Here is a 16,739-nt window from a genome sequence, read left to right as displayed (position 1 = left end):
CATGACCCAGCTCAGCCCTGCGGCCCCGGCCGACCTCCGCTCCCTGACCGCGCTTCGCTTCGTCGCCGCCATGTGGGTCGCCGTTTACGCCCTGTGGGACAATCTGGCGGTCGGTTTCCGGCCCGACCTGGTGGCCAAGGGCTACCTCGGCGTCGAACTGTTCTTCGTCCTGTCAGGCTTCATCCTGTGCCACGTCTATCTGGCGGCGCATGGCGAGAAACGGTTCAGCTATCGCGACTTCCTGTGGGCCCGGGTCGCGCGGGTCTATCCGCTCCATATCGCGACCCTGGTCGGGGTCGGGTTCTTGGGTGCCGCCGCCTTGATCGCCGGCATGAGCATCGACGGCAATGTGCTGAGCTGGGCCGCGCTGCCCGCCAACATCGCCATGGTCCATGCCTGGGGCCTGTCGCCCGAGGCCGGGTGGAACCACCGGTCCTGGTCGATCTCGGCCGAGTGGTTCGCCTATCTGCTGTTCCCGGCCTTCGCCTTCGTGGCATGGAAACTGCGCCGCGTCCCCGGCGTCGCCATCGCAGGGGCCCTGGCCATGATCGCCGGCCTCTATGTCGGCTTCAACGCCGTCGCCGGCTTTCCCCTGACCGAGGCGACCTTCCAGTGGGGCGCGCTGCGCATTGTCCCCTGCTTCGCCTACGGCTGTGCCCTGTATCTGGCCTTCCGCAAGGCCCCCCTGCCGGCACCCGGCCTGATCGCCCTGGCCTCGACCGCCGCCCTGATCGGAGCGGCCGCCTTGAATCTCTGGGACGGCTTCATCGTCGCCATCGCGGGGCTGCTGATCCTGTCGCTGGCCTCGCTGCCCAATGCCCGCGCCGGCTGGCTGGCGTCAAAGCCCGCCGTGTATCTCGGAGAGATCAGCTACGCCGTCTATATGGTGCTGGTGCCGTGGCAGTTGCTGGCCGTGAACCTTGCGGCCAAGGCGACGAACGCCCCCGACAAGCATCTTCAACTTTTTGTGTGGCTGGCGGTTCTGGCGGCTTTGCCGGTGGTCGCGGCGGTGGCCTATCACCTAGTGGAATACCCGTCACGGCGGGCTATCCGGGCCTGGGCGGCGCGCCCCTCAAAGTCGGTCAAGCGCGACAAGACCGCGCAGCAACCCGCCTAAAACAGGGCTTCCCCTGCTGCGCGAGTCCCGGTTAAGGATGTCGTGGGCGTAACAATCGGACACAAACCCAGCATGAAGAAACGCATTGCTGCCGCCGTGGTTGCGGCCTGTCTCGGATTTGGCGCGGTCGGCGCGCCCGTCTCCGCCTCTGCAGACAGCCCCTACTGGCAGTGCGTGACCTTCGCGCGGATGTTTTCCGGCATCAACATCTTCGGCGACGCCTGGACCTGGTGGAGCCAGGCGACTTCGAAGTTCCGCACCGGCAATGCGCCCGAAACCGGTGCCGTCCTGGTCTTCCGCCCCGAGGGCCGGATGAGCCGGGGCCATGTCGCCGTCATCTCCAACGTCCTGACCGACCGCGTCGTTCAGGTGACCCATGCCAACTGGGGCGGAAGCCGCGGCCGGGTCGAGGAAAACGTCACCGTCGTCGATGTTTCGGGCAACAACGATTGGAGCCAGGTCAAGGTCTGGTACAACCCGATCCATGATCTGGGCACGACCGTCTATCCGACCTATGGATTCATCTACAAGAACGCGGCCGATCCGGTTAACCCGTCGGCTTCCGTGCTTCAGACGGCCTCGCTTGGCGGCTCCGCCGGCCAGCCCTGAGGCCCAACTGGCCCCAAGGGGTCAGGCATGATCCGCGTCTATCGCTCGGGGTGCAGCCATTGCGATGCGGTCGTCGCCGAGCCGTCCGACTGGGCCCTTCCCCAAGACGCCATCTGGATCGATCTCGTCGATCCCACCCCTGAAGAAGACAAGGCGGTCGAGGTCGCCCTGTCGCTCTCGATCCCCACGCGGGCCGAGATGGCCGAGCTGGAGGCCTCCAGCCGTCTGTACCGCGAAGGCGGCGCCACCTACGTCACCGCCGACATCATCCACAACGGTGACGGCGACATGCCCAGCGTGGATCCGGTGACCTTCGTCGTGACCCAGGGCCCCCTGGTCACGATCCGCTATTTCGACCCCAAGCCCTTCGCCATCCTGGCCGACCGCATCGAGCGCGACCCCGAACTGTGCAGCTCGGGCGCCGACATGTTCCTGCACCTCATGGAGGCGATCATCGACCGCGCCTCCGACATCCTGTCGATCAACGCCGCGCGAGTGGAGGGCATCTCCAACCATGTCTTCGCCGAGGGCAAGACCGTCGGCTTCCAGCGGCTGATCGGCAAGCTGGGCCGGGCCCATATCGTCAACACCCGCATCGAACAGAGCCTGGCGGGTCTGGCGCGGGTCTTCGCCTATGTGTCGCTGGACGAGCGGATCGAGCATGTCCCGGATGCCCGCGACCACCTGCGCTCCCTGTCCGGCGACGCCGCCTCTCTCCTGCAGCACAACCAGTCGGTGGCGGCCGGGATCAATTTCCAGCTCAGTGCCGCCCTGGGACTGATCAACATCGACCAGTCGTCGATCGTGAAGGTCTTTTCCGTCGCCACGACCTGTCTGATGCCGCCCACCCTGATCGGTGCCATCTACGGCATGAATTTCGATCACATGCCCGAGCTCCGTTGGATCGACGGCTACCCGCTCGCCATCCTCGCCATGGTCATCTCGGGAATTGCGCCGTTGCTGTGGTTCAGGCGGAAGGGGTGGCTTTAGAGCCTACCATTGCGGCTGGATCGACAGCTGGAAGGCGACCAGCCCCTCCGACACGTCGCGGTCGAAGCCCTCGCCGCCGCGCAGGCCCTCAGCCTTGAGCTCGCGGTAGACGACGCCGAATGAGCCCTGCATCGCCCCACGCCGATAGGCCACGCCGATCGAGGCGTCGCCCAGGAAGGATCCCTTGTCCTGGCTCATGCCGGATCGGGCATAGTCGCCGTCGCGGGTGCGAGCGAAATTGTAGCCGACCGCCCGCCCTGAACCTGCCGCATAAAGATACCACCGCGCCCGGTCACCGAACCTCTGATGACCGCTGGGGGCCAGCCGGTCCAGGTTGTCGCCGATCCTGAGCGTGGCACCCGCCTCGGCCGATCCGCCGTCGCCGCCGACCCCGAACCCGGCGTGGGGCGTCAGGCTGACCTCCAGACCCGAGCGCGTATAGCCCCGCGCCACCGACCAGCCGCGCGTGAACGAGACGTCATAGGCATCGATGTCGAAGGCGTCGCGATCGCGCGCCGTGACCGGCAGGGGCGACCCGTCGGCCCGGCGCAGCGTGCCTCGCGTGGTCAGCCGTACCCGGTCAGAATGGCGCCCGCTGTCGAACCAGGCCTCGGAACGCTGGGTCGCCGCCAGGCCGTCGAACCGGTCCGGCACGCGCGCGCCGAAGACGTTCGCGGTCACGGCCGAGGACGACAGGACCGGCGAGGGGCTCTGGAACTCGATCGCACCGCCGAATGCCCGCTCGGGCTGGACACGGAAGGCCGAAGGCTGGGCGAGCGTGGCGGCGGGTCCGGTCGAAAACGCCGCGTCAGTCAGGGGCGCTGCGACCACCTGGGCCCGTTGTCGCGCGGCTTGCAGGTTGGCGACCTCCTGGGCCCGGGCCCAGTCAGGGTTGAGAGTCGTCTGCGCCGTCGCCCCGGTCACCGAGACCAGAAACGCGGTCAATCCGCACGCGATACTCGACAGACGCCCCAACGGTCCCCTCACCGCCCGTTAACGTTGCGTTTACCCTGACCTAGAAAGGGCCGACCGCCAACAGACAAAATTACGATGCATTCCTGACACCTTCGCAACGCGAAGGGTCAGGGTGGGGTTCCGCAGTGTTCTTTCGCCTTGCGACGGGGTGGAAAAGCTACGCCAGCGCCGCTTCGGACGCGGCGATGCGGCTGGCGGCGTGGACGACGGCAGCGATACGCAGGGCGGCCTGGATCTGGGTCGAGGGGACGGCGTGTTTCTTCAGTTCGCCTTCGTGGGCGTCGAGGCATGCGCCGCAGCCGTTGATGGCGCTGACCGCTGTCGACCACAGTTCGAAATCGATCTTCTCGACCCCCGGATTGGCCAGGACATTCATCCGCAGGCGCGCCGGCAGGGTGGCGTACTCGTGGTTCTTCATCAGGTGAAGCGACCGGTAGTAGATGTTGTTCATGCCCATGATGGCGGCGGCGGCCTTGGCCGCGTTCATGGCCTCGGGCGACAGTTTCTCGGCGGCGGCGGCCTCGATCGCCTTGACCACGGGCACGACGCCGATGGCATGGGCCGAGGCCAGGAAACAGCCCCACTTCTGCTGCTCGGTCAGCAGGGTCTCGTTCGCCAGCGAGGACAGGTTCAGCGAGATGTCCTTGGCATAGGCGGGCAGGAGGTCGCGGACGGCGTCGATGGACATGATGAATCCCTTGGTGGGCTATCGTTCGCGGCGCGGCCGCTTACTGCTTGAGCCCGTTTCGTGATGGAAGAAAAAAGGCGACGACGGATGCCCGCCGCCGCCTTCTGCTTTCGGGTCGCTCAGCCTGCCTTTACGCAGCGAGCGTTTCGCCACCGACGGCGCGGTTGCAGGCGCACAGTTCGTCGGTCTGCAGGGCGTCGACGACACGCAGGGTGTCTTCCGGCGCGCGGCCGACGTTCAGGTTGGTGACATAGACGTGCTGCACGACATTGTGCGGGTCGACGACGAAGGTGGCGCGGAGGGCGACGCCTTCGGCCTCGTCCAGAATACCCAGGGCGCGGGCGAACTTGCCGCCGGTGTCGGCGAACTGCCAGATCGGCAGCTTGTCGAGGTCAGCATGGTCGCGGCGCCAGGCCAGCTTGCAGAACTCGTTGTCGGTCGAGCCACCCAGAACGATGGTGTCACGATCCTCGAAATCCTTGCCCAGCTTGGCGAAGGCGGCGATTTCGGTCGGGCAGACGAAGGTGAAGTCCTTCGGGTAGAAGAAGATGACCTTCCACTTGCCCTCGAAGGAGGTCTCGGTCAGGGCCTCGAACGCCGAGACGCCGCCCTCTTCGTGGGAATTGAAGCCGGGCTTCACGCCGGTGATCTTGAAGGAAGGCAGGGTTTCGCCAACGCCGAGCATGGGTCTCTCCGATTGAAAATAAGGGACGGCGACGGGGGAGGTGTCGCCGATGCGGCCCAGATGGGCCTTCGCACCTGCGAAGTCAAATCGATCGTTTTGCATCGCAACATAGATTCAAATTATATGAAACTGAGCGTCCGAAAGCCTCGCTTTCATAGATTTTCCTACGGCTGTGTGAAAACATTATCGATTTTGCTTTCCTCAAAGACGAGCCTAGCGTCACCGCCAACGGCCCAAAAACACCCGGAGGACATCATGGACGGCGAACAGGCTCCCACCCCCCTCAATGACCCCAGGAAGGAGCCGGCGGCGCTGCGCTCCCTGCTGGGGCGGACCAACCGCGACTGGTGGCCCAACCAGATCGCGATGGACATCCTGCATCAGCAGGGCAAGTCGGGCGACCCGATGGGCGACGGCTTCAACTATGCCGAGGCGTTCAAATCTCTGGACTATGTGGCGGTCAAGCGCGACCTGACCGCCCTGATGACCGACAGCCAGCCTTGGTGGCCGGCCGACTACGGCCATTACGGTCCGTTCTTCATCCGCATGGCCTGGCACTCGGCAGGGACCTATCGCACCGGCGACGGGCGCGGCGGCGCGGGCGCGGGTCAGCAGCGGTTCGCGCCGCTGAACTCCTGGCCCGACAACGGCAACCTGGACAAGGCACGCCGTCTGCTGTGGCCGATTAAGCAGAAGTACGGCTCCAAGCTCAGCTGGGCCGATCTGATGATCCTGGCCGGCAATGTCGCCATCGAGTCGATGGGCGGACCGGTCTTCGGCTTCGGCGGCGGCCGCGCCGACGTCTGGGAGCCGGAGAAGGACGTCTACTGGGGCACCGAAGAGAAGTGGGTCGGCGAGGAGGGCAATGAGACCCGGATCCAGCCCGACAAGGATATGGCGCTGGAGGCTCCGCTGGCCGCGATCCAGATGGGCCTGATCTATGTGAACCCCGAAGGCCCCGGCGGCGTGCCCGAAGCCTTGCAGTCAGCCCGCGACATCCGCGAGACCTTCGCCCGCATGGGGATGGACGACGTCGAGACGGCGGCCCTGACCGCAGGCGGTCACACCTTCGGCAAGGCCCACGGCGCAGGTGACGCGTCCAAGGTCGGTATCAGCCCGGAGGGTGCCGACATCGCCCAGCAGGGCATGGGCTGGATCTCGGGCCACGAGAGTGGCATCGGCGACCACACCATCACCTCCGGTATCGAGGGGGCCTGGACCCCCACGCCAATCACCTGGGACATGACCTATTTCGACATGCTGCTGGACCACGACTACGAACTGGTCCGCTCGCCTGCGGGCGCGAAACAATGGCAGCCGGTCGGCAATCCGCCCGAGACCCTGGCCCCCGCCGCGCACACCCCGGGCAAGCGCGTGCCGACGATGATGACCACGGCCGACATGGCCTTCAAGGTCGACCCGGCCTACCGGGTCATCATGGAGCGGTTCCGCGCCGATCCCGCCTATTTCGGCGACCAGTTCGCCCGCGCCTGGTTCAAGCTGTGCCACCGCGACATGGGTCCCAAGGTCCGCTACCTCGGGCCGGAAGTGCCCGCCGAGGACCTGATCTGGCAGGACCCGATCCCGGCCCACACCGGCCCGCTGATCGGCGAGGCAGACATCGCCGCGCTGAAATCCCGGATCGCCGCGTCCGGCCTGTCGGTCGCCGAACTGGTCACCACGGCATGGGCCGCCGCTGCCACCTATCGCGGTTCGGACCATCGCGGTGGCCCGAACGGCGGACGTCTGCGGCTGGCACCTCAGAAGGACTGGGACGTCAACGAGCCGGCCAAGCTGGCCAAGGTTCTGGCGGTCTATGAGGACATCAAGGCCTCGTCGGGGACCAACGTCTCCATCGCCGACCTGATCGTCCTGGGTGGCTCCGTCGGTGTCGAACAGGCGGCCAAGGCGGCCGGCCACACCGTCGACGTGACCTTCACCCCGGGTCGCACCGACGCCTCGGCCGAACAGACCGACGTCGAGGGTTTCGCCGTTCTGGAGCCCAAGGCCGACGGCTTCCGCAACTATCTGTCGGTGCGCTTCAACGTGCCGACCGAGGAACTGCTGGTGGATCGCGCCCAGCTGCTGAACCTGACGGCGCCCGAGATGACTGTCCTCGTCGGCGGTCTGCGGGTACTGGGGGCCAACCACGGCGCGTCGAAGCACGGCGTCTTCACCGACCGTCCGGGCGTCCTGACCAACGACTTCTTCGTCAACCTGCTGGACATGAAGACCGGCTGGAAGAAGGTCGACGGGGAGGGTGACGAGACCTTCGTCGGCACCGACCGGATCACCGGCGAACAGCACTGGACCGCGACCCGCACCGACCTGGTGTTCGGCTCCAACTCCCAGCTGCGCGCCCTGTCGGAGGTCTATGCCTCGGCAGACGCCGACGAGAAGTTCGTCAGGGACTTCGTCAAGGCCTGGGTCAAGGTCATGAACCTCGACCGCTTCGACCTCAGCGGGTCGGAACTGGCCAGGGCCGCGGCCTGAGCCACCGAATCTCCTCCCTCTGCGGTGCAGGGGGAGGAGATATCGTTTAGCGGAACGGCGGCTCGTCGAAGGCGCGCAGCTTCCTGGAATGCAGGCCCGCGCCCTCGCCGCGCATCAGGTCGATGGCCTTGATGCCGATCTGGAGGTGTTCGGAGATCGAGCCTTCGTAGAAGCGGTTGGCCTGACCCGGCAGCTTGATCTCGCCGTGCAGGGGCTTGTCCGACACGCACAGCAGGGTGCCGTAGGGCACGCGGAAGCGGTAGCCCTGCGCCGCGATGGTGGCGCTCTCCATGTCGATCGCGACGGCCCTGGACTGGTTGAAGCGCAGTGCGGATTTGGAATAGCGCAGCTCCCAGTTCCGGTCGTCGGTGGTCACCACGGTGCCGGTGCGCAGGCGGCGCTTGATCTGTTCGCCCGGCATGCCGGAGACGACCTTGGCGGCGTCATAGAGGGCGCGCTGGACCTCGGCGATCGAGGGGATGGGGATGTCCGGCGGCAGGACCGCGTCCAGCACATGGTCGTCCCTCAGATAGGCGTGGGCTAGGACGTAGTCGCCGATGGTCTGTGACGGCCTCAGGCCTCCGCAGTGACCGATCATCAGCCAGACGTGGGGCCGGGTCACGGCCAGGTGGTCGCAGATGGTCTTGGCGTTCGACGGCCCGACCCCGATGTTGACTAGGGTGATGCCGTTCGAGCCCGGAGCCGTCAGGTGATAGGCCGGCATCTGGTGCTTCTTCCAGGCCGCATCCATGACCGCCATCTCCGGGTCGGCCGTCTCGGCGGTGATCACCACCCCGCCCGCGCACGACAGGCTGTTGTAGGGGGTCGAGGGATCGCGGACCTGCTCCACCGCCCAGCGCACGAAGTCGTCCACATAGCGGTTGTAGTTGGTGAACAGGATGTAGGACTGGACGTGCTCGACCGGGGTGCCGGTGTAGTGCCGCAGCCGTGCCAGGGAGAAGTCGGTGCGCAGGCCGTCGAACTGCGACAAGGGGAAGTCCTCGCCCAGGTCGAACAGGCCATCGGAGATCTCGTCGCCGATATGGGCCAGGTCGGTGGTCGGCAGGTAACGTGCCACCGCCGCCGTCTGGGACGGGTCCAGCACCACGTCGGAGCCGTCGAGCACATAGGGGAAGGGGATCTCCTGATCCGACGGCCCGACCTCGAAGGTGGCGCCGTAGTCCTGTTCCAGCAGGGTCAGTTGTTCGAGCAGATAGGGCCGGAACAGGTCGGGCCGGGTCACGGTCGTCGAATAGACCCCCGGTCGCGACATCCGCGCATAGGCCCGCTGGGCCAGGTTCAGGGGCCGGTCGCCGAACCAGCTGACTTTCAGCGAGGGATAGGAGAAGATCCCGGCGGCGCGGGCGGCGGGCTCGACCCGTTCGCCGGTGGCGAGGAAGGCCCGGGCTGCATCACGCAGCGACTGCACGGACTGGAAGTAGAGGGTTTCGAGGCGATCCAGCGCCGCCTCAGCCGTCATGCGGCTCGTCATTGTTTCTGTCATGGCCGCTTGTAGCGGACGATCATGACCTTGGCGAGACGGCGAAGCTTCGCTTCGCCTGACTTGTTGGGGCGCTGACGCGCCGCGCTACCGCTCGGCTCGCCCCCGGGTCCGATCTTCGATCGGCGCGAGGACAGGCTCTGCCTCGCTGCTTGAGCGCGGGGGGCCTACCGGTCCCGCAGTCGGGCGTCGGAGACGACCAGTGCGTCGCCCTCGATGGCGAAGTCGATCAGGGCGTGGCCGCCGGTGCCGCAGCAGCCGGCGTCGCCGTCACGGAACATCTCGGTCAGGGCGATCATCTCCTCATAGTCGATGCGGACGCGGCCGAAGGCGTTCAGGCCCGGCAGCTTTTGGGAGACCTGGTCGCGCCAGCTCCAGCTGTCGATCTGGGTCAGGGGCCGTTCGGCACCCGGGGTCCAGCGGAAGATCAGGTCGGCGTCCGACCGCCCGGCGCCCATGCTGCGGCCGGGGATGGCGATGTAGACGTTGTCTGCGCCCCCGAACACTACGGGGGCGCTGTAGCGCGACCCCTGCCAGGCCCAGGCGACGGGTTCGAGCCGGCCGGAGGTCTCGGTGAAGAAGACGATGCCCGACGTGCCGCCGTCCTCGGGGGTGAAGCCGGCCTGGATCTGCCAGAACAGGCGCGGTCCTTCATGCGGGACCAGCCAGCCGCCCTCGGTGGTGCGACAGTTCCGGAGCGCGCCCAGGTCCACGCAGTCGCCGATCGCGTCTTCCAGAGGGGCGGCGGCCGTCGTCGCCCGCAGGTCCACCTCGGCGGCGGCCAGCAGCCGGCCGAGCCGATCCTCGTCGGAGGCCAGACGGACCTCGGCATCGGGGGTCTCGGCCCGTTCACGCAGATATTCGGCCTGGTCGCGGCGCAGGCTCAGAGGCGTGGAGCTGTGCAGCAGGGCGGCCTGATAGGCGCTCTCGACCGTCGCGGGGGCGGCCGACTGGGCCCCGGCGCAGGCGGGGGCGAGCAACAGAACGATCAGCGGTAACAGGCGCATGGACAGACCCTCCGCAGCCCTTGTGGGCCACGGCACCGGTCCGCGCTACTGACGACGCCTGACGGCCGCGATGGCCTAGAGGGTCAGGCCGTGCTCGCGGGCCAGGTCGGCCAGGCTGACCATGGGGCGGGGGCCCCAGTGGGCGATGACCTCGGACGCGGCCAGCGAACCCAGCCGGGCCGACTGTTCCAGGGTCAGGCCACGGGCGAGGCCCAGCAGGAAGCCGGCGGCGTACTGGTCACCCGCGCCGGTGGTGTCGACCACCTTGGCGACCGGATAGGCGGCCACCGCGACGCGATCGTCGCCCGAGATGACGACAGAGCCCTCAGGCCCGCGGGTGACGGCGGCGACCTCGACCATGGAGGCCAGTTTCGCGGCGGCGGCGTCGAAGTCTTCGGTCTCGAACAGGGCGCCCAGTTCAGCCTCATTGGCCAGGACGATGTCGGCGGAGGCCTCGATGAAGGCCAGCAGTTCGGCGCGCCAGCGGGCGACGACGAAGGTGTCCGACAGGGTGATGGCGACCTTGCGGCCCGACGCGTGGGCGGCCGCGGCGGCGGCCTCGAAGGCGGCACGGGCCGGGGCCGGGTCGAACAGATAGCCTTCCAGATAGACGATGGCCGAGGCGGCGATCAGGTCGGTGTCGATGTCCGAGGCGTCCAGCTGGTTGGCGGCCCCCAGGAAGGTGCACATGGTGCGCTGGCCGTCGCCCGTGACGTTGATCAGGCAGCGGCCGGTGCCGGCCCCGCCGACCAGTTCGGGGGTGTCGAAGTGGACGCCGGCGGCACGGATGTCGTGGCTGAAGACGCCGCCCAGGACGTCGGGGGCGACCTTGCCGATATAGGCCGCACGTCCGCCGAAGGAGCCGACGCCGGCGACGGTGTTGCCGGCCGAGCCGCCCGAGGCCTCGATGCCCGCTGCCATGGCGTCGTACAGGGCCGCGCCCTGGGCCTCGTCGATCAGGGACATGGAGCCGGGGGTCAGGCCCTGGGCGCTCAGGAAGGCGTCGTCGCAGGGGCTGAGGACGTCGACGATGGCGTTGCCGACGGCGCAGACGTCATGGGTGTGGGGCGTGGTGCTGGTCATGATCGCCCCTTAGCCGAGCCCGGCGCCTGAGTCATGCAAAACATATAAGGATCGCCTTATGTGATTGGTCATGGTGGGTGGCGAGGCGGGGACGGCTGGCCTATAGGCCCCTGCATGACCCGTATCGCCGTCCTGACCCCCGACCCCGCCGACCCGTCCTATACCCGCCAGTGGCCCGGCGTGCTGGAGCGGTTGCAGACCGCCCTGGCCGGGGAGGGGGTGGAGGTCGTGCCGACCGCCTGGACCGACCATGTCGACAGCGCCGAGGCCCTGATGGGCTATCCGCTGGTCCTGCCCCTGCTGGCCTGGGGCTATTACAGCGACCACGATCGGTGGTTGACGGCGACGACCCTGTGGGAACAGGCCGGGGTGGCCATGGCCAATCCGGCGAGCGTCCTGGCCTGGAACTCGGACAAGGCCTATCTGCGCCGGATGGCCGAGGCGGGGGTGCCGATCGCCCCGACCCTGTGGAGCGAAACCCCGACGGCGGACCAGATCGCCGCCGCGTTCGACGCCTTCGGGACCGACCAGGTGGTGGTCAAGCCGACCGTCTCGGGTGGGGCCTGGCGGACGCTCAGGGTCGCGCGCGGCGAGGTCGTGGCGACGGTGGACCTGCCCCTGGGGGCGACGATGATCCAGCCCTATCTGCCGACCATCGAGACGGAGGGCGAGACGAGCCTGCTGTTCTTCGGCGGCCGTTTCAGCCATGCGGTGAACAAGCGGCCGGTGAACGGCGACTTCCGCATCCAGGTCCAGTACGGCGGCCAGTACCGCACGCTCGAAACGCCGCCCGCCGCCTGTAGGGCGCTTGCCCAACAGGTGCTGGCGGCGGTCGAGGAGCCGCTGCTCTATGCCCGCATCGACATGGCGCCGGACGAGGCGGGAAACTGGATTCTGATGGAGGCCGAGCTGATCGAGCCGGACTTCTACCTGGGGTCGGACCCGGCGCAAGGGGCGGGATTTGCGGCGGCGGTATGTGAGCGGCTTGGACAGTCCGGACTCGAAAATTAGAGTCCGAAGAGTCCGAAGAGTCCGAAGAGTCCGAAGAGTCCGAAGAGTCCGAAGAGTCCGAATGGTCTGAATCGGCCGGTCGGAAAACATCGACCGTTTCAACCGTTTCAACCGCTTCGGTCGTTCCGGGCTGGCCACGAGGATGTCAAAGACCGCAGTTCAAAGGCTGGTCCTCATCCTACCACGCCCACGACGGGCGCCAGGTCGAAAGGCTGATTTTTAGGCCAATCTCTTGCGGCGCAAGGGATTGGTGGCTCGAAGTTTGAAACCTCGACCGCTCATACTGACCCTTCTTCTCCCGCGCAGCGGGGGAAGTGTCGCGTCCCTGAGCGCAGCGAAGGTAGCGACGATGGGGGCCGTGAGACAGTGGGTCGCGACAGTACCCCCATCGACCCTTGTCTCGCTCCGCTCGACTGCGGCCCACTTCCCCCGCTGCGCGGGAGAAGAACAGCGGGGTCAGGCGGAGCGGATGATCCCGTCCACGACCGCGACCGGCCAGGGCGTCAGCCGCGCGCCTGCGCAGGGACCGCCGACGCATTTCCCGCCGATCGGATCGAACACCGCCCCGTGCCAGCCGCACAGGATGACGCGGCCGTCCGGCGTCAGATAGCGATCCGGCACCACCGCGACCGGAAACCCCATGTGCGGACACCGATCGACCCACCCGGCGACCTCGCCGTCCTTGCGAACCACGAAGCCGTGGAAGAAGGCGTCCCGGATCTGGAGAACGAAGCCGCGCGAACCGGGATCGGCAATGTCGGCCTCTGCGCACAGGGCGACATTGGCCGGGGTGGTCCAGACGCGCTTGCGCTCGGTGGGGATGGGGTCGGTCACGGGATGCGGGTTAGCATGGCCGGGCAGGGGCGCCGAGAGCGGACTCCCGTAGGGACTGCTAGGGGGGAAGCAGACCTCGCCGATCGTCAGAGATACCAGTCCTGGCCGTGATAGAAGCCGCGCGCGGCGTCGGGGTTCAGGTCCAGCATGAACCGCCCGTCGAGCGAAGACAGATTGGACATGAGGTCCTCGCCGAACAGATCGGCCTCATCCACGCCCGGCAGGGTCTGGGGACCAGTGTCCTTTACCGCCGGTTCCTCGCCGATCGCGCCGGTCGCCCACAGGATGTCGGACGCAACCAACGTCGTCGCGGCCAAGCCGATGACCATATCTGTCGAGCCGTTGCCGCCCAGGTCCACGAACAGGAACGACCCACCTTCCAGATAAGCGATGCCGAAGGTGTCAGCCGCACCCGTCCGCACCTGACGCAGATCCAGTCTGTCGGTCCCGGACACGAAGCCGAAAATGCCGTCGGTCGCGGCCGCCGTCGAATCCGAGGCCGCCACATAGACGAAGGTATCCGCGCCCGCATCGCCGAACATGGCGTCAGCGCCACCACCGCCGGTGATGGTGTCGTTGCCGCCACCGCCCGCGATCGGATCGGCCAGCGACGTGCCGACCAGGGTATCCGCCACGCCCGACCCGACCATGTAGATGCCGAAGCCGTTGCCGTAGGTGATGTCGGTCGCCTGCACGGTCCGCTGTGCCGCCGTGGTCAGAAACACGCCCTGAGCCGTCTCGGCGTAGATGAAGCTCGAACCGTTGTCGGATCGAAGGATGCTGATCGAGCGGGCGTTCAAGAGCGACAGGTCAATGCGATCCTGACCCGTGGTGAAATCATAGAGGTTGTCGAAGCCATTGGTCTGGTTGGAGTCGCCCAGCGCCGTGTAACGGAACGTATCTCGTCCCGCCCCGCCTTCGATCGCATCAGCGCCGCCGCCACCGGTGATGACATCGTCTCCACCATTCCCGAGAATAGGATCGGGCGCGTTGGTGCCCTGGATGACATCCGCTTCGGTCGACCCGATTACGAAGACGCCGAAGCTTCCGGTGTAGATGAAATCGGTGCCGTTGAGGTTGGCGTTCTGAACGAAGGCCTGGAATGCGCCAGTCCGGGTTTCGGCAAAGACGACCGATCCACCGCCGGCGATCCGCGCAACCGATATGGACGTCGGGAGCGTGCCGGTCAGATCAATGCGATCCTCGCCGACCAGGAAGTCCGTTATCGTGTCTGACGTGGTCGGACCCGACTCCGATGCGGACTGGTATCGGAAAATGTCGGCACCGGCTCCCCCGGTGAGATTGTCGGCCGCACCTCCGCCGATGAGGACGTCAGCGCCATTGGTGCCTGTAATCACGTCGCTCGACGACGATCCGATCAGGGAAAGTCCGCCGCCAGCGATCACGGCAACCGACCGATCAGAGAACCGCAGTTCCTCCACACCGGTAAGGGTGTCAACTCCGGAAGTCGCGCTCGTGATCGTCAGGGTGCCGTTGGCAAAGCTGATGCTGTGAGCCGCGAATTCGCTGGAGAACTCGGCGATATCCGCTCCAGCGCCCCCGATGATTGTGTCGTTGCCGCCGCCGCCGAAGAGGATGTCGTTGCCTTGCAAGCCGTCGATCACGTTGGCGAACGCATCGCCACGCAGAACGTCATTCAAGTTCGAGCCGCGAATGTTTTCGACTCCGACGATGCTGTCAGATCCGCTGGATGATCCGGTCGCGGTCCCGTTGGAAAGATCGACTGAAACGCCAGATGACGTCGCATCTTCAAAGTTGACGGTATCTACCCCGGCTCCGCCCTGGATGATGTCGTTGCCCGCCCCGCCCGACAGGATATCATTGCCTTCCCCGCCATCGAGCAAGTCTGCACCCGCTGCTCCAGTCAGGGTGTCGTCTCCACCGAACGCAAACAGCTGGTCATTGAACGACGTCCCGACCAGGGTGTCAGACCCCGACAGCAGGTCTTCAATGAAGTTGGTCCGCGTCGTGGAAAGAAACCGAGACGTCGAATAGGCGGCGGAAGAGATGGTGAATGACGATGCACCACCTTGGAAATAGCCCAGGATGGACTCGATCTGTTTCGAAACCGACGTCACGCCGTTGACCGTCGATGAGGAATAGGAGCTGACATCCGTCAGGCTCAGCCTGCGCCCATCGGTTAGCGTGTAGTCGATTCCTGACCCTGCGGTGCGTTCGCTGCCAGTGAAGTATCGCTGGAAGAGGTCGAAGGCCTCACCCTCGTCGAAGATGCCAAACGTCGTGGGATTGAGGATGGCTGCGGCCGAACCGCCAAATTGGATAAGCATGTGTTTTCTCGCCGACTTCTCTACGAACGGTGCTTGAGGACCCTAGATCTCTGGGTTGTTTCCGCAAGGAAATTCTCACTTACGGCGAAGCTTGCGCGGCCATGCGATGGCAGCGGGCGCGAAGGTGGCCAGCCAGCCAGCCAGGCGGACGTAAGCGAGACGGCACATCAAAGGCGACGCGATAGGTCCCAGACGGACAGCCGCGTAAGGCAGGCCGAGCAGAAGGGGCGATACGTCGGCCTTAACTACGGCACCCCCGAGGCGCGGACGTCTGATAGCTCAGGTCCGCAATGGGTCGAAAGCGGACCTCAGCATCAACGCGGAACGCGGGCGTCCGGCGGGTCGAGCCTATTCCCGTTCCGACTTCAGCGGCCTGGACAGCAGGCGTTCGATGACGACGTCGACCGTGGTCTCCCCCGCCAGCACGGCCGCGACGGCTTCGCAGATGGGGGTTTCGACGCCGAGGCGGGCGGCGAGTTCGCGGACGGCGGGGGCGCTTTCGTAGCCTTCGGCGACGGAGCGTTTGCCGGCGAGGGCCTCCTGCACCGTCTGGCCCTGGCCGAGGGCGAGGCCCAGGCTCATGTTGCGCGACTGGGGGCTGGAACAGGTCAGGACGAGGTCGCCCAGACCACATAGGCCGGCGACGGTCTCGGCCTCGGCACCCAGGGCCACGGCGAACCGGGTCATCTCGGCGAATCCCCGGGTGATCAGGGCGGCGTGGGCGCTGCGGCCCAGGCCCCGGCCCTCGACGATGCCGCAGGCGATGGCCAGCACGTTCTTGAGCGCGCCGCCGGCCTCGGCGCCGATCAGATCGGTCGCCAGATAGGGACGGAAGCCGGGGGCAGACAGGGCTTGCATCAGGGCCTCGCCCAAGGCGGCGTCCTCGCAGGCCAGGGTGACGGCGGTGGGCAGGCCGCGCGACACATCGGCGGCGAAACTGGGGCCCGACAGCACGGCGACCGTGGCGTTCGGGATGGTCTCGGCCAGAACCTCGGTCATCAGCTTCAGCGTGCCGCGCTCGATCCCCTTGGCGCACAGGACGATCGGGACGCCCGGCCGGTAATGGGGGGCGAAGGCGGCCATGGTCGAGCGCAGATGCTGGGCCGGGGGGACGGCCAGGATCAGGTCGCACCCGGCCAGATCGGCCAGGTCGGGCGTCACCTGCACATGGTCGTCCAGCGTCACGCCGGGCAGGAAGGCCTCGTTGATCCGACGATCGCGGATGCTCTCGACGACCTCGGGTTCGCGGGCCTGAAGCAGGGTGTCGAGCCCCGCCCAGCCGGTGACCTGGGCCAGGGCCGTGCCCCAGGCGCCCGCGCCGATGACGCCTGCCGTGCGGAATTCCATGGGGCCTCGCGGGACTGTTCGGACGCATCCTAGCGGAGATGCGGGGGGATTTGGCAAATCTCAATTGGTCCCTCTCCCTCTGGGAGGGGG

General features: G+C 66.8%; 14 protein-coding genes. 5 read left to right on the top strand and 9 right to left on the bottom strand.

Annotation, left to right across the window (positions count from 1 at the left end; genetic code table 11):
* Position 1: 1 nt before the first annotated feature.
* The 3 genes from O5K39_RS19420 (at position 2) to O5K39_RS19410 (ending at position 2,716) form a co-directional block, all read left to right on the top strand.
* Entirely contained in the window at positions 2 to 1,117 is a 1,116-nt protein-coding gene (locus tag O5K39_RS19420; RefSeq protein WP_271145233.1) for an acyltransferase, read from the top strand.
* 72 nt (positions 1,118 to 1,189) lie between these two features.
* Entirely contained in the window at positions 1,190 to 1,726 is a 537-nt protein-coding gene (locus O5K39_RS19415) for a CHAP domain-containing protein (RefSeq protein WP_271145232.1), read from the top strand.
* A gap of 27 nt (positions 1,727 to 1,753) precedes the next feature.
* Positions 1,754 to 2,716 carry a magnesium transporter CorA family protein gene (locus O5K39_RS19410; RefSeq protein ID WP_271145231.1) on the top strand — a complete coding sequence of 321 codons (963 nt, stop codon included), beginning with the start codon at positions 1,754 to 1,756 and terminating at the stop codon, positions 2,714 to 2,716.
* 3 nt (positions 2,717 to 2,719) lie between these two features.
* Here the strand turns inward: O5K39_RS19410 and O5K39_RS19405 are convergent, their stop codons facing one another.
* The 3 genes from O5K39_RS19405 to O5K39_RS19395 form a co-directional block, all read right to left on the bottom strand.
* Positions 2,720 to 3,661: a lipid A-modifier LpxR family protein gene (locus O5K39_RS19405; RefSeq protein WP_271145230.1), complete on the bottom strand. Its 942-nt coding sequence runs from the start codon at positions 3,659 to 3,661 to the stop codon at positions 2,720 to 2,722.
* 187 nt (positions 3,662 to 3,848) lie between these two features.
* Positions 3,849 to 4,379 (bottom strand): carboxymuconolactone decarboxylase family protein, encoded by a 531-nt coding sequence (locus O5K39_RS19400; RefSeq protein WP_271145229.1) that lies wholly within the window; start codon positions 4,377 to 4,379, stop codon positions 3,849 to 3,851.
* 130 nt (positions 4,380 to 4,509) lie between these two features.
* Positions 4,510 to 5,064 (bottom strand): peroxiredoxin, encoded by a 555-nt coding sequence (locus O5K39_RS19395; RefSeq protein ID WP_271145228.1) that lies wholly within the window; start codon positions 5,062 to 5,064, stop codon positions 4,510 to 4,512.
* A gap of 255 nt (positions 5,065 to 5,319) precedes the next feature.
* On the opposite strand from O5K39_RS19395, the gene katG reads away from it, so the two are divergent.
* Positions 5,320 to 7,557, top strand: coding sequence for a catalase/peroxidase HPI (gene katG, locus O5K39_RS19390; protein ID WP_271145227.1), 2,238 nt, complete (start codon positions 5,320 to 5,322; stop codon positions 7,555 to 7,557).
* A gap of 46 nt (positions 7,558 to 7,603) precedes the next feature.
* Here katG and O5K39_RS19385 read toward each other — a convergent pair whose 3' ends face one another.
* From O5K39_RS19385 to O5K39_RS19375, 3 genes are all read right to left on the bottom strand, one after another.
* The gene (locus O5K39_RS19385) at positions 7,604 to 9,049 is read right to left on the bottom strand and encodes an AMP nucleosidase (RefSeq protein WP_271145226.1); all 1,446 of its coding nucleotides are present in this window, start codon (positions 9,047 to 9,049) and stop codon (positions 7,604 to 7,606) included.
* A gap of 176 nt (positions 9,050 to 9,225) precedes the next feature.
* Positions 9,226 to 10,065, bottom strand: coding sequence for a hypothetical protein (locus O5K39_RS19380; protein ID WP_271145225.1), 840 nt, complete (start codon positions 10,063 to 10,065; stop codon positions 9,226 to 9,228).
* Positions 10,066 to 10,140: 75 nt separating this feature from the next.
* Positions 10,141 to 11,148: an adenosine kinase gene (locus tag O5K39_RS19375; RefSeq protein ID WP_271145224.1), complete on the bottom strand. Its 1,008-nt coding sequence runs from the start codon at positions 11,146 to 11,148 to the stop codon at positions 10,141 to 10,143.
* Between the two features lie 114 nt (positions 11,149 to 11,262).
* Between O5K39_RS19375 and O5K39_RS19370 the strand changes: the two genes are divergently transcribed.
* Complete coding sequence (locus O5K39_RS19370; RefSeq protein ID WP_271145223.1) at positions 11,263 to 12,159, top strand: transporter; 897 nt, start codon at positions 11,263 to 11,265, stop codon at positions 12,157 to 12,159.
* 456 nt (positions 12,160 to 12,615) lie between these two features.
* Here the strand turns inward: O5K39_RS19370 and O5K39_RS19365 are convergent, their stop codons facing one another.
* The 3 genes from O5K39_RS19365 to O5K39_RS19355 all read right to left on the bottom strand — a co-directional run bounded on the left by O5K39_RS19365 (position 12,616) and on the right by O5K39_RS19355 (position 16,649).
* Complete coding sequence (locus O5K39_RS19365; protein ID WP_271145222.1) at positions 12,616 to 12,993, bottom strand: Rieske 2Fe-2S domain-containing protein; 378 nt, start codon at positions 12,991 to 12,993, stop codon at positions 12,616 to 12,618.
* A gap of 86 nt (positions 12,994 to 13,079) precedes the next feature.
* Positions 13,080 to 15,302: a calcium-binding protein gene (locus O5K39_RS19360; protein WP_271145221.1), complete on the bottom strand. Its 2,223-nt coding sequence runs from the start codon at positions 15,300 to 15,302 to the stop codon at positions 13,080 to 13,082.
* Between the two features lie 348 nt (positions 15,303 to 15,650).
* Positions 15,651 to 16,649 carry an NAD(P)H-dependent glycerol-3-phosphate dehydrogenase gene (locus tag O5K39_RS19355; RefSeq protein ID WP_271145220.1) on the bottom strand — a complete coding sequence of 333 codons (999 nt, stop codon included), beginning with the start codon at positions 16,647 to 16,649 and terminating at the stop codon, positions 15,651 to 15,653.
* Positions 16,650 to 16,739: the final 90 nt, after the last annotated feature.

Origin of the sequence: Brevundimonas sp. NIBR10 (genome assembly GCF_027912515.1) — a bacterium.
Classification (GTDB): Bacteria; Pseudomonadota; Alphaproteobacteria; order Caulobacterales; family Caulobacteraceae; genus Brevundimonas.
The sequence above is the reverse complement of the archived record's forward strand: the minus strand, read 5'-3'. Positions and strand labels throughout refer to the sequence as shown.

What these genes read in the sequence shown, in the direction of transcription:
- O5K39_RS19370 (WP_271145223.1), top strand. Translation starts at nt 11,263, where the DNA reads ATGACCCGTATCGCCGTCCTGACCCCCGACCCCGCCGACCCGTCCTAT.
- O5K39_RS19355 (WP_271145220.1), bottom strand. Translation starts at nt 16,649, where the DNA reads ATGGAATTCCGCACGGCAGGCGTCATCGGCGCGGGCGCCTGGGGCACG.
- O5K39_RS19400 (WP_271145229.1), bottom strand. Translation starts at nt 4,379, where the DNA reads ATGTCCATCGACGCCGTCCGCGACCTCCTGCCCGCCTATGCCAAGGAC.
- O5K39_RS19375 (WP_271145224.1), bottom strand. Translation starts at nt 11,148, where the DNA reads ATGACCAGCACCACGCCCCACACCCATGACGTCTGCGCCGTCGGCAAC.
- O5K39_RS19410 (WP_271145231.1), top strand. Translation starts at nt 1,754, where the DNA reads ATGATCCGCGTCTATCGCTCGGGGTGCAGCCATTGCGATGCGGTCGTC.
- O5K39_RS19415 (WP_271145232.1), top strand. Translation starts at nt 1,190, where the DNA reads ATGAAGAAACGCATTGCTGCCGCCGTGGTTGCGGCCTGTCTCGGATTT.
- katG (WP_271145227.1), top strand. Translation starts at nt 5,320, where the DNA reads ATGGACGGCGAACAGGCTCCCACCCCCCTCAATGACCCCAGGAAGGAG.
- O5K39_RS19420 (WP_271145233.1), top strand. Translation starts at nt 2, where the DNA reads ATGACCCAGCTCAGCCCTGCGGCCCCGGCCGACCTCCGCTCCCTGACC.
- O5K39_RS19360 (WP_271145221.1), bottom strand. Translation starts at nt 15,302, where the DNA reads ATGCTTATCCAATTTGGCGGTTCGGCCGCAGCCATCCTCAATCCCACG.
- O5K39_RS19395 (WP_271145228.1), bottom strand. Translation starts at nt 5,064, where the DNA reads ATGCTCGGCGTTGGCGAAACCCTGCCTTCCTTCAAGATCACCGGCGTG.
- O5K39_RS19385 (WP_271145226.1), bottom strand. Translation starts at nt 9,049, where the DNA reads ATGACGAGCCGCATGACGGCTGAGGCGGCGCTGGATCGCCTCGAAACC.
- O5K39_RS19380 (WP_271145225.1), bottom strand. Translation starts at nt 10,065, where the DNA reads ATGCGCCTGTTACCGCTGATCGTTCTGTTGCTCGCCCCCGCCTGCGCC.